This is a genomic window from Lascolabacillus massiliensis (assembly GCF_001282625.1).
Classification (GTDB): Bacteria; Bacteroidota; Bacteroidia; order Bacteroidales; family Dysgonomonadaceae; genus Proteiniphilum; species Proteiniphilum massiliensis.
Map to the genome: position 1 here is coordinate 798,099 of NZ_CTEJ01000002.1, position 12,438 is coordinate 810,536.

At 36.9% G+C, this 12,438-nt stretch carries 10 protein-coding genes; all 10 read right to left on the reverse strand.

What is annotated here, in order from left to right:
- Window positions 1-5 precede the first annotated feature (5 nt).
- The gene (locus BN1354_RS08085; protein WP_231623094.1) at window positions 6-737 is read right to left on the reverse strand and encodes a cell division protein FtsQ/DivIB; all 732 of its coding nucleotides are present in this window, start codon (window positions 735-737) and stop codon (window positions 6-8) included.
- Window positions 738-802: 65 nt separating this feature from the next.
- The gene (gene murC, locus BN1354_RS08090; protein ID WP_053826800.1) at window positions 803-2,182 is read right to left on the reverse strand and encodes a UDP-N-acetylmuramate--L-alanine ligase; all 1,380 of its coding nucleotides are present in this window, start codon (window positions 2,180-2,182) and stop codon (window positions 803-805) included.
- Between the two features lie 83 nt (window positions 2,183-2,265).
- Complete coding sequence (murG, locus tag BN1354_RS08095) at window positions 2,266-3,363, reverse strand: undecaprenyldiphospho-muramoylpentapeptide beta-N-acetylglucosaminyltransferase (protein WP_053826801.1); 1,098 nt, start codon at window positions 3,361-3,363, stop codon at window positions 2,266-2,268.
- Window positions 3,360-4,736 carry an FtsW/RodA/SpoVE family cell cycle protein gene (locus BN1354_RS08100; protein WP_052673064.1) on the reverse strand — a complete coding sequence of 459 codons (1,377 nt, stop codon included), beginning with the start codon at window positions 4,734-4,736 and terminating at the stop codon, window positions 3,360-3,362. Before BN1354_RS08100 ends, murG begins: the two co-directional genes overlap by 4 nt.
- A 40-nt stretch (window positions 4,737-4,776) precedes the next feature.
- Window positions 4,777-6,117 carry a UDP-N-acetylmuramoyl-L-alanine--D-glutamate ligase gene (gene murD / locus BN1354_RS08105; RefSeq protein WP_053826802.1) on the reverse strand — a complete coding sequence of 447 codons (1,341 nt, stop codon included), beginning with the start codon at window positions 6,115-6,117 and terminating at the stop codon, window positions 4,777-4,779.
- Between the two features lie 17 nt (window positions 6,118-6,134).
- The gene (gene mraY, locus BN1354_RS08110; protein WP_053826803.1) at window positions 6,135-7,394 is read right to left on the reverse strand and encodes a phospho-N-acetylmuramoyl-pentapeptide-transferase; all 1,260 of its coding nucleotides are present in this window, start codon (window positions 7,392-7,394) and stop codon (window positions 6,135-6,137) included.
- Window positions 7,395-7,420: 26 nt separating this feature from the next.
- On the reverse strand, window positions 7,421-8,878 hold the full coding sequence (locus BN1354_RS08115; RefSeq protein ID WP_053826804.1) for a UDP-N-acetylmuramoyl-L-alanyl-D-glutamate--2,6-diaminopimelate ligase: 1,458 nt from the start codon (window positions 8,876-8,878) through the stop codon (window positions 7,421-7,423).
- A 23-nt stretch (window positions 8,879-8,901) separates the two neighbouring features.
- Window positions 8,902-11,103 carry a penicillin-binding protein gene (locus BN1354_RS08120; protein WP_053826805.1) on the reverse strand — a complete coding sequence of 734 codons (2,202 nt, stop codon included), beginning with the start codon at window positions 11,101-11,103 and terminating at the stop codon, window positions 8,902-8,904.
- Window positions 11,104-11,135: 32 nt separating this feature from the next.
- Entirely contained in the window at window positions 11,136-11,465 is a 330-nt protein-coding gene (locus tag BN1354_RS08125) for an FtsL-like putative cell division protein (RefSeq protein WP_045088931.1), read from the reverse strand.
- A gap of 14 nt (window positions 11,466-11,479) precedes the next feature.
- The gene (gene rsmH, locus BN1354_RS08130) at window positions 11,480-12,418 is read right to left on the reverse strand and encodes a 16S rRNA (cytosine(1402)-N(4))-methyltransferase RsmH (RefSeq protein ID WP_053826806.1); all 939 of its coding nucleotides are present in this window, start codon (window positions 12,416-12,418) and stop codon (window positions 11,480-11,482) included.
- Window positions 12,419-12,438: the final 20 nt, after the last annotated feature.

Below are 12,438 nucleotides of genomic sequence, written 5' to 3' on the forward strand. Positions count from 1 at the left end.
TATTACTATTTTCTGGTGCACACAACTTGATTTTCATACTTTAAATTAATTTCGGAATAACGGTTCCATCCAACAACATTTAATCCTCCATCAACGAAACGAGCGAATTTATCCAACTTGGAGTGATAATCATCAATATCTCCCATAATTATCTTAAAATCACCAGCTCTGGGAATTAATACCACTTCGTTATCACTCCTAACCACTATCTGTTCGATCCACGCATCCCATTCGGAATTATTCCTAAGGAACATTGCAAAATCATACAGTTCGTTTTGAGCAAATTCCTCATCTATTACACCAGTTGCAATTGGCACATAAACAGCAAAACTAGAAGAGACGGGCATTATCTTTCGATCCTTATCTACATAAAAATTTCCTTTTATATCAGAAACTACTCTAAGAATTGGTTCTCTCTGTCGTATTGTTGCTACAATTGTAGAACTTGAAGTAATAAATACATCAGCAGATTCAATTAGTCTGTTGCCAATAATTGTATCACGAATAGCCAGTGTATTTATCTCTTTAAAAGGTTTCCCTACCGGATAAAGTTTATACTTCTTCACTAAATCCTCTACTTCTCTGGCTGTTACAAACTGGGTTTGTGTACTATCTTTTACGATAACAACAAACTCTTCACAAACACTGTTGTGTGATGATTCCCTGAAATAGTCAGCTGAAAATATCAGGTAACCAACAACTGCCAGAGCAATGAATATGACAAGGATTTTCTTCACTATCGTTTTATTTTTCTATACAAAGATAAATCTTGAAGTTCAATATACTACTAATTTAAATAAGATTATACCTTACTCAAATACCTATCTCTTAATATTTTTTCTATTTCGGGCACCAAACGGTCGATATCTCCTGCACCAAATGTAACAAAGACTTCCATAGGCTTATTCTTAATCAGTTCAGGAAGTTCATTTTTACTACAAAGCAGTTTCTCAGCTGTTGTTATCTTCTCAAATATTATTTGAGAGGTAACTCCTTCGAGAGGTAATTCTCTGGCAGGATAAATATCCAGTAATATAACATCTTCCAGAAGTGAGAGACTAGAGGCAAATTCATTTGCAAAATCACGTGTCCGGGAATAAAGGTGTGGTTGAAAAACAGCTGTTACCTTTTTGTTCGGGTAGAGTGATTTTATCGATTCTATAGCTGCCTTAAGTTCATTCGGATGGTGTGCATAATCATCGATATATACTATCTGATTACTTTTTATCCTGTAATCGAAACGTCTGCTTACACCTTCAAAAGAGCTCATTGCACGACGAATCTCTTCTGCTGTTACTCCACTTAGCTGAGCTGCTGCAATGGCTGCTATACCATTTTCAATATTTATCCTTACCGGCACTCCAAGTGAGATATCTTGAATATTCTCAATTGGCGAAACGAGATCAAAAACTGTTTCTCCATTTCCCGATCTGATATTCTCTGCATGGAAGTCACCCTCATTTTCTGAATATGTCCATACTTTCACTCTATCGTTTACATTTGGTGTAACGGCTACTCCTTTTTTAAGAATAAGATGTCCACCAGGTTTTATAAGTGATGTAAATTTCTCGAAGCTCTCTCTGTAAGATTGTTCATCACCATAAATATCCAGATGGTCCGGATCGGCTGATGTAATAATTGCAATTTCAGGTGTGAGCCAGTGAAAAGATCTGTCATATTCATCAGCTTCAGCAACAGTTACATTACTTTTACCGGAAAGCAGCAGGTTGGTATCATAGTTTTTTAGTATCCCGCCTAAAAATGCATTACAATCCACATGTGATTGACGAAATAGGTGGGCTGTCATACTTGATACAGTTGTCTTTCCGTGAGTACCAGCAATACAGATAGCCTTACTGGACCTGGTTATTTCACCTAAAAGCTGAGCACGTTTAATTACCTTAAAACCATTATCCTTAAACCAGTTTAATTCGCTATGTGATGCAGGAACAGCAGGTGTGAAAACAATCAGGGTGTCATTCTTATCTTTAAAATGATCTGGAATCTGAGTTATGGAGTCTTCGTAATGAACTAAAGCACCCTCTTTTGAAAGAGTTTCGGTGAGTAGTGTTTCCGTACGATCATAACCTCCCACTTTTTTATTTTTTGAAAGAAAATAGCGGGCAAGATTACTCATGCCTATCCCACCTATCCCTATAAAATATATATTATTATACTCCATTTTTATATCTTCACTTTTCAAAATATTTCTTCTCTGAGTTTACTCTTTTTGCATTAAAGAGATCAAAGTTGTTTATCAAATTCCTAAATCAGTTTTTCAATCTCATCAACAATTCTTTCTGCAGAATTGTGCTGTGCCATTTGAATAATGTTTTCACTTAACTTTTTCAGCTCATCGTCATTTCTAACCATTTCCAGTGCAAAATCAAACAGCAGTTTTGGAGCCAGGGCATCTGATATCATTACGGCAGCTTCCTTATTTACCAATGCTTGTGCATTCTTTGTCTGATGATCTTCTGCCACATTTGGTGACGGTACAAGAATCACAGCTTTGCCAAGTAGACTGAACTCGGAAATAGAACCAGCTCCTGCACGAGATATTATTAAATCCGCTACAGAATAGGCGTAATCCATACGAGATATAAAATCCATCAGATGGATATTGTGAGGTATTTTACCTTCGGTCTGCAGTTTCTGCATATCTTTAAAGTAATACTTACCACACTGCCATAAAACCTGTACATTTTCATCTTTTCTCAATTTATCGAGAGCTGAAACAATGCTTTTGTTTAATGTTGCTGCACCAAGGCTTCCTCCTAACATTAAGATTGTTCGCTTCTTTGGATCAAGATTGAAGTGCTCATAACCTTTCTTGCGATTCTCAGCAGAAACGATTAAATCCTGACGACAGGGATTTCCTGTGAGTACAATCTTATCCTTTGGGAAATAGCTCTCCATTCCTTCATATGCAACACAAATGACTGAAGCTTTTTTTGCAAGCATTTTATTGGTTATTCCTGCATATGAATTTTGCTCCTGAATAAGTGTTGGAATACCTTTGGCAGAGGCTGCCTTAAGAATGGGGCCACTTGCGTAACCTCCTACACCTATAGCGATATCAGGCTTAAATTCATTAATGATACCACGAGCTTTATTCATACTTTTTATCAGTTTTGCAGCAACACTGATATTTTTAATCATATTCTTCCTGTCGAACCCTGCAACAGGAAGACCTATAATCCTGTATCCGGCAGCGGGTACACGTTCCATTTCCATGCGATCCTCTGCTCCCACAAACAATATTTCACTATCGGGCCAACGCTTTCTGATTGCATTTGCTATAGATATAGCAGGAAAAATATGTCCTCCTGTTCCGCCACCACTTACTATAAACTTCTTCATACCTGATAGATTTCAAATTCCACTTTATCTTCAAGACCGTTTACTGAAACATCCTCCGGGTTAGATGAATCTTTATTATCATCACCGTCTATTCCGCCAACTTCATTGCTTTTGTCATCACTATCCACCGAGTCTCCTTCTTTCTTTTTACTTATACCAAAACGGTCTGCACTAAGTATAAGTCCAAAATAAGCACAAGTTATTAAAGTTGATGTCCCTCCACGGCTTATTAAAGGAAGAGGCTGACCGGTTACCGGAATCAGGTTGACCGCAACTGCCATATTAATAAATGCCTGTATAGACAGCATCAGAGCTGATCCCATTACAAGATATTTTGGAAATAATTTTTCTGTCTTCCTCGCTATTATACCTCCTCGTATCAGTATAACCAGGTATAGTAGTAAAACAAACATACCACCCAGAAGTCCCATCTCTTCAATTATAATAGCATATATAAAATCGGAATAAGCTTGTGGTAAGAAATCTCTTTCTGTACTATTGCCAGGGAAAACTCCAAATACCCCCCCATTAGATATTGCTATTTTTGCATGTGCTACCTGATAATTTTCGTCTGTAATAGTAAAGTATTCCTCTTCCGTCATCTCTTTTGCTTCTCCAAAATGAGTGATACGATTTTGCCATGTACCTAAACGATTGAGGGGACCTGAGTCGGTCCAGCTCTCAGGAATGATATTAAGTAACAATACAAACAAAAGGATGATTGCAATACCGACGCCAGCTACTTTAAGAAGTCTAGTAATCTTTACATTTCCAATAAACATCAGAAGATAGCATACACCAAAGAGCAGTACAGCTGTTGATAAGTTATCCACTGCAATTATTCCGCATACTACAATCATCAGACCAATCATCCACTTAAAGAGTATTCCATCATTGTGTCCATTCTGTTTACTTAACAGAAATGCAATGGTACCCATGAGTGAAATCTTTGCAATCTCAGAGGGTTGAATTGTGAATCCCATTATTGATATCCATCTGTCGGCGTTATTTACACTCTCTCCTATAAATGGAGTGAGAATAAGCAACACAATTGCTCCCAACAGCACAAATATAAGTGATGAGAAAAATCTATATGGAATATTATGTATAAGCAAAATGATTCCAACGCCCCCTATTAAAAACATTGTGTGACGCAGGATGGGACCAAATTGATTTTGCTGTCGGTACACAATTGTACTTGTAGCACTAAAAATTTCGATCAGTGAAATAATACAGAGTATTATAAATACAGACCAGATAACCTTATCCCCTTTGAATATCTTGTGCCCGAATTCGACCAGCGTAGATCCGGACGTTTTAACCTCTTCGATAGGTTCTGTCGGGTTGTCTGTGTAGTTTTTATTATCGAGCATAATTACAATTTTTCAGATTCGTAGAATTATTTCCTAAACATTATAAGTTCCTTACACATTCTTTAAACTGATCTCCTCTATCTTCATAATTTTTAAAGAGATCGAAACTTGCACAGCATGGAGAAAGCAAAACGACATCTCCTTTTTGAGCAAGTTTGTAAGCCAGATCTACAGCTTCTTTCATTGAACTTGCATCTCTTATTTCTTCAACTTTACCATCAAAAAATGTGTGTAACTTACTGTTATCTTTTCCTAAAAATATCAGAGCCCTTGCTTTAGATCGGACCAGATCGTCGATCTCTGAGTAATCATTACCTTTATCAGTACCTCCCAGAATCAGCACTGTTTTACTTCGCATACTCTTTAAAGCATACCAGCAGGAATTTACATTAGTGGCCTTAGAATCATTTATATATTGAACTCCACGCACAGTTGCCACCTTTTCCAGTCTGTGAGGTACGCCCTGAAAATCGGACAGTGAAATTCTCAACTGATCGTCGGTGATATCCATCAGCTTTGCTACTATACCTGATGCCAAAGAGTTATACACATTATGCATTCCTTCCAAAGCTAATAATTCTAATTCCATATTAAACATATTACCTTTAGTATTGATAAACAATTTTCCATTTTCAGTATATCCAACGGTATGTTCTTTTTTAAACTCACCAAATGGATAGCATGTAACTTCAGGTTTAAGTTTCTCTATCTCTCTGGTTACAATAGGGTCATCCTCCCAGTAAATAAAAGAATCATTAATTCGTTGATTCCGTATAATTCTCATTTTTGCATTTATATACTCCTGCATATCGTTGTTATACCTGTCGAGGTGATCAGGTGTGATATTCAGCAATACCGCAATATCAGCCCGGAATTCAATTAATCCTTCCAGTTGAAAACTACTTAATTCTAGAACATAATAATCAAAATCTTTCTCAGCCACTTGTAGGGCAAAACTGTTTCCTACGTTACCACACAATCCTACATTCAAGCCAGCAGACTTAAGAATGTGATATATCAGATTTACTGTTGTTGTTTTACCATTACTCCCGGTGACACAAATGAGTTTAGCTGAAGTATACCGGCTTGCGAACTCTATCTCTGAAATGATTGAAGTTCCTTTTTCTTTAAGCTCTTGAACAATTAAGGATGTATCAGGAATTCCCGGACTTTTAACTACTTCATCCGCTTTTAGTATAATATCTTTTGTATGACTATTCTCTTCAAAATTGATGTTGTGAGAATTCAAAATATCTCTGTACTTATCTTTTATAATGCCGCTGTCTGACAGGAATACTTTGAAGCCCATCTTTTTGGCAAGTATGGCAGTTCCAACACCACTCTCTCCACCACCAAGAACAACAATCAATTTTTCATTCATATTTTATTTCTTAAATATTATCTCATTTTCAAAGTTGCAACAGCTAATACAGCTAACAGAATGCCTATCAGCCAAAAACGAGTAACAAGTTTTGGCTCAGTGATAGGTGTTTTAGGCTTTTGTATAATTGCATCGATGCTTCCATCTCCCGGCTTCTGAAAATGATGATGCAAAGGTGTCATCTTAAATATTCTTCTTCCGGTACCATATTTCTTTTTAGTATATTTAAAGTATGTAACCTGTCCTATTACTGAAAGGGCCTCAACAAAAAACACTCCGCACAATATGGGCAAAAGAAGTTCCTTATGAATCAGCACTGCAAACACACCTATAATCCCTCCTATGGTTAAACTTCCCGTATCCCCCATGAAAACCTGTGCAGGATAAGCATTATACCACAGGAATCCTACACATGCACCTACAAATGCAGAAGCAAAAACCATAAGTTCGTCACTTCCGGGTATATACATGATATTAAGATAAGAGGCAAAGTCAACACGTCCCGAAACATAAGCCAGTATACCTAAAGCTACTCCAATTATTGCAGATGATCCAGAGGCAAGACCATCCAGACCATCAGTGAGATTAGCACTATTTGATACAGCTGTTACAATTAAAATTACAATTAAGACAAAAACTACCCAAACAGCTTCATCAGCATAATCACCCAGCCAGCTTACCAGCCATCTGTAATCAAAGTTGTTATTTTTCACAAAAGGAATTGTTGTACTTGTAGTTTTTACATCTTCACTCTTATAGGTCACATCTTCAATTACGTTATCAATTCGTATTTCAGTATTTTCTCTTACTACAATCTCAGGACTAAAATATATTGTGAGTCCAACAATAAGGCCGAGGCCGACTTGTGCAATAATCTTGAATTTTCCTTCAAGTCCCTCTTTATCTTTTTTGAAGACCTTAATATAATCATCTGCAAATCCCAGAGTCCCCAACCAAACAGTGCTTACAAGCATTATAATGATATAGATATTCTCAAGTTTACCGAAAAGAAGCATGGAAAAAAGTATAGAGAGAATGATTATTATACCACCCATCGTAGGTGTACCTCTTTTACTATATTGCCCTTCCAGGTCAAGATCACGAATTGTTTCTCCAATTTGTTTCTTCTGAAGTTTCCTTATTAGCTTTTTCCCGAAAAAAACACCAATAAGCAGAGCAAATATGGCTGCCATTGCAGATCGAAACATTACGAACTGAAACATTCCTGCTCCTGGAAAATCAAGCTTATCTAAATAATCAAATAGGTAAAATAACATTGTTTATCGTATTTATCTAACACAATTTATTGAGCAGAAAATATCTTTTCTACCTCTTCCTTATCATCAAAATGATGTTTTACACCTTTAACTTCCTGATAGTCCTCATGACCTTTTCCTGCAATCAAAATAACATCGCCAGGCTGAGCTAATGCACATGCAGTCTTTATAGCCTCTCTACGATCTGCAATTGTTAATGCAGAACTTTTTTCTTCTTCAGTTAGTCCAGCAAGCATATCATTAAGAATATCCATTGGATCTTCGAATCTGGGATTATCAGAGGTAAAAACCACTCTATCACTCCCTTTAACGGCTTCCCTGGCCATAATAGGGCGTTTGGTTTTATCACGATTGCCCCCACAGCCAACTACCGTAATTACTCTACCATTTCCGCTAAGCACCTCGTTTATAGAGCTTAGAACATTTGTCAAAGCATCAGGAGTGTGTGCATAATCAACAACAGCAGTATAATCTTTTGGTGAACGTATTGTCTGGAATCTCCCGGCAACCGGCTTAAGCACAGAAAGTATTTTTAACACCTCTTCTTCTTCGAGACCCAACAATATTGATGCTCCATATACAGCCAAGAGATTGTAGACATTAAAAACACCCACAAATTGTACAGATAAAGCTTTGCCATTTATCTCTATCTCGCTGCCATCAAAATGTTTCTCGAATATACGTGCTTTAAAATCTGCCATACTCCTGAGAGAGTATGTATACTTCTTTGCTTTAGTATTCTGAAGCATTACCAACCCATTCTTGTCATCTGAGTTAGTCAATGCAAATGTGTCCTTTGGAAGATTATCAAAAAATGATTTCTTTACATTTCGATACTCCAGCATATTACTGTGATAATCGAGATGATCCTGCGTAAGATTTGTAAATATTCCACCAGCAAAAAGAAGGCCATGAACACGCTTTTGATGTATAGCGTGTGAGCTTACCTCCATAAATGCATACTCGCATCCTGCATCAACCATTTTTTTGAGATAGCTGTTTAATGATATCGGATCGAGTGTTGTATGTGTTGTTTGGTAGAATTCATCATTAACATAATTGCCTACAGTTGACAGCAGACCAGAAGGATAACCTGATAATCTAAATATCCTGTAAAGCAATGTTGCAATGGTTGTTTTCCCATTTGTACCAGTTACACCAACCAACTTTATGAGCTGAGATGGGTTACCAAACCACTCAGATGCAATTTGAGCAAGTGCTTCTGAACTATCTTCAACCTGAACATATGTTACACGCGAAAAGTACTCTTCTATAAGAGGTTTATCATAAACTACAACAGTAGCATCCTGTTCTATTGCTTTTCCAATATAAGAATGCCCGTCAGTAAATATTCCCTCAACGGCAATAAATAGAGATCCTTTAACGACATTGCGTGAATCGGATGTGATAGATTCAACTTCTGCATCTTTATCACCACGAATATTTATGACTTTACATCCTTCAATTAACTTACTAAGTTTCATAAAAACATTTTTTATTGGTCCAATTAACGCAAGGTTATTGTTATTGTTGTTCCCTTAACAAGATTCTGTCCCGGTGTGAAAGACTGGGACACAACTTTTCCTGAGCCAATCAGGTTTACTCTTAATCCGGATTTTTCCAGAAGATACACAGCATCTCGTGCACCCATTCCCTTCACGTCAGGTATTTTTGAATTGTTGAGTGCAATCTCTTCGGTTAGATATTCATTATTTTCAAATTTTATTTTTACCCAATCCGAATCACTATTTTTATCTGCTACTGACAGATTTAGTTTATTCAATACATATTTATTGTTATTCCAGTTGCCATGTTTTATTTCAGGAGCTTTTTGCAATGTAGAATCCACTTTACAATCTTCCGCTAAAAGTCGGACTTTTCTTAAATAAGTCTGTTCAGCTATATTTTTAAATACCATACCTGCCATTCCTCCCCCTGATGGAACACCTTTTGGTTTACGCAGACCAACAAATATTGTATACATAGGCTCATCTGCAGGAAAATAACCGCTAAACGAAACATAATATCCGGAATATCCACCTCCACCTGCGATTTGCGCTGTACCGGTTTTCCCTGCAATGCTAAAATAATCTGATGCCACAACTTTTGCTGTTCCATTTTCAACAACACCAACCAGCATCTTCTTTATCTCTTCTAAAGTTGACTCTTTACATATCTTAGGATTAACCACTTCCGCCTCAAACTCTTTTACAACCTTTCCGTTTTCCAGAAACTGCTTTGCAATAAATGGCTTGATCATTCTACCACCGTTTGCGATAGCATTGTAAAACATCAGCATGTATATTGGAGGTATTTGTGTTTCGTATCCGAAAGACATCCATGGAAGTGTTGTTTTTGACCAATAGTTATTTTTATCATTTGGATATCGGATTGAAGAGGTACCCTCAATACCGTTTAATGGTACATCCCACGTTAACTGTTTTCGCAGACCTATCCTATCAATACCGTCTACAAATTTCTCAGGTTTATCTTCGTATCCCTTTAGAACTATTTTGCTCATTACAACATTCGAAGACAACTCCATACCCTCTGCCACTGTGAGATATCCTCTATCCTGACCTCTGCGCCAGTAATGATCTCTGACCCATCTTTTATTATATTGGAACAGACCGTTACCTACATAGAATGAATCAGTTGGAGTAATTACACCATCATCAAGTGCTATCATAGTGGTAACAGTCTTAAATGTTGATCCAGGTTCATTCATATAAGAAAAAGCATTCGGGTTACCTTCGGCATAATCGCCGTTACTCAAACGGTCTAAGTTTACAATTCCCTTAATCTCACCGCTTTTTACTTCCATAATAATTGCAGTACCTGATTCAGCCTCTGTTTCCACAAGTTTGCTTTTAAGTGCACGCTCGGCAATATCTTGAATATCAGCATCAATAGTAGTTACTATATCCCACCCCTCTTTAGCAGGTTCTTCAACTACATCCATCCATTTGCCCTGAATTTTCTGACGATATTTAACTCCCGGTACTCCCCTTAAAAGAGAATCGTATTTTAGTTCCAGTCCACTGGCTCCACCTTTTTCGATATCTTTATAGACGCTTCCTACTGTACGGTTTGCCAGATTTCCAAATGGTTTTTTGCGAGAATTTCGCTCTTCAGCTATCAAACCACTCCTGTTAGATCTCTGATTCCAAAATGGGAATGTACGTATCTCTTTCAGATCTATATAGTTAATATCATTTCTTAATATCTTCACATATCTTGATCGAATTGGAACCCTCTCATCAATCCCTTTGTTTTTATTTTCGAGAATCTGCCTCTCCTCTTTTTCACGAAGATTCCAGCCATTCATTATAATATTCTTATACTGAGATGCAGTGCGGTCGGGAAATTTTCTTGCAAGTGCAACAGACAGATCATCTACATATTTAACGAGAGTATCTTTCTTCATTCCATCAGCCCAAAAGTCCATGTAGATACTATAAATTGGTTCTGTAGATGCAAGTAGCTTATCATCATATGTATAGATATTACCTCTTTTTGGTAAGATAACCCTGTCTCTGATTACTGTCTCTTTTTCGCCCACCTCTCTCCATTTTCTACCTTCAGCTGAAAACATAATTCTGCCTGCAGAAAATATAATCATAAATGAAAACAGCATTAAAACGGATACAATGAGTCCGTATCTACCCAAAATACCTTTATTTTTTCTGTTTTTATCCTGCTCTTTCATCTTTTCAATAAATTTGCTTCTCTAAAAGACTGCTAATCTATATAATACACCGGTTCATTTGTAATGACAAGATCAAGTCCTGCCTCCTCAACACGTCGTTCTATTTCACTTTGCCTGCTAGCTTCAGTTAGACTTGAAGAAATAGTAAGTGACTCATATTTTACATCTTTAAGTTGCTGTTGCAGACGCTCTATATCAGACATCCCTTGCAGCATAGTATAACGATGACTAATAAACAAAATCATTATAATTACCAGTGCAAGAATAAATCTCATGTTTCGGAGGAAGAAATTCTCAGTCAGAACACTCCCTCCAAAAACATGGACAAACGATTTGCGTATGTTATCGAACTTAAATTTCATTTTATCTGAACAGTTTATATTTTATCAAACAACAGTTTTTCTGCTATTCGCAATTTAGCACTACGAGAACGTGGATTTGCTTTTTGCTCTTCATCAGAAGGTACAATTACCTTCCTGTTCACTAACCTGAAAGGTGTAAGAGGATTCCCATAGAAATCTTTTTCGAGGCGACCTTCAAAATTTCCTGTCTTGAAAAAATTCTTAACAAGCCTATCTTCAAGTGAATGATATGAAATCACACTTATTCTGCCTTCAGGCTTCATTACCTGTATTGCTTGCCTAAGCATATCAGTTAATGTATCCATCTCTTTATTAACCTCAATGCGGAGAGCCTGAAATGCCTGTGCAAGTACTTTTTTCTCTTTGTCTCTTCTTGTAAATGGCTCTAATATTGATAAAAACTCATCTGTCTTTTTAATCTTCTGTGACTCTCTGAATTTCACTATTGAGGCTGCAATTTTTCTGGAGTTTTTAAGTTCTCCATATCTATAGAAAATATCTGAGAGTTTATCGGCCGTATATTCATTAAGAATATCTGCAGCTGATATATTAGCATTTTGATTCATCCGCATATCGAGATCTCCCTTAAAACGAAAAGAAAATCCTCGACTAGATTCATCGAAGTGATGAGAAGACACCCCTAAGTCGGCTATCAACCCATCTATGCTATCTACATTATAAAATCGAAGGAAGTTTTTCAGAAATCGAAAATTACCATGGACCAAGGTAAATCTTGGATCGGGGATACTATTCCTAAATGCATCTTTATCTTGATCAAATGCAATTAAACGCCCCTGATCTCCTAGTCTTTTTAGTATTTCCCTGGAGTGACCACCCCCACCAAAAGTCACATCAACATAAACACCTGAAGGCATTATATTCAGACCGTCTATGCTTTCATTAAGCAATGCCGGAGTATGATAAGTATTGGGAAAAATGTTGTCAGTATCCATTTTGGGATATATTTAAATAT

Coding starts and splice junctions, on each gene's coding strand:
- murC (WP_053826800.1), bottom strand. CDS start 2,182: ATGGAGTATAATAATATATATTTTATAGGGATAGGTGGGATAGGCATG.
- murD (WP_053826802.1), bottom strand. CDS start 6,117: ATGAATGAAAAATTGATTGTTGTTCTTGGTGGTGGAGAGAGTGGTGTT.
- BN1354_RS08115 (WP_053826804.1), bottom strand. CDS start 8,878: ATGAAACTTAGTAAGTTAATTGAAGGATGTAAAGTCATAAATATTCGT.
- mraY (WP_053826803.1), bottom strand. CDS start 7,394: ATGTTATTTTACCTATTTGATTATTTAGATAAGCTTGATTTTCCAGGA.
- BN1354_RS08120 (WP_053826805.1), bottom strand. CDS start 11,103: ATGAAAGAGCAGGATAAAAACAGAAAAAATAAAGGTATTTTGGGTAGA.
- rsmH (WP_053826806.1), bottom strand. CDS start 12,418: ATGGATACTGACAACATTTTTCCCAATACTTATCATACTCCGGCATTG.
- BN1354_RS08100 (WP_052673064.1), bottom strand. CDS start 4,736: ATGCTCGATAATAAAAACTACACAGACAACCCGACAGAACCTATCGAA.
- murG (WP_053826801.1), bottom strand. CDS start 3,363: ATGAAGAAGTTTATAGTAAGTGGTGGCGGAACAGGAGGACATATTTTT.
- BN1354_RS08125 (WP_045088931.1), bottom strand. CDS start 11,465: ATGAAATTTAAGTTCGATAACATACGCAAATCGTTTGTCCATGTTTTT.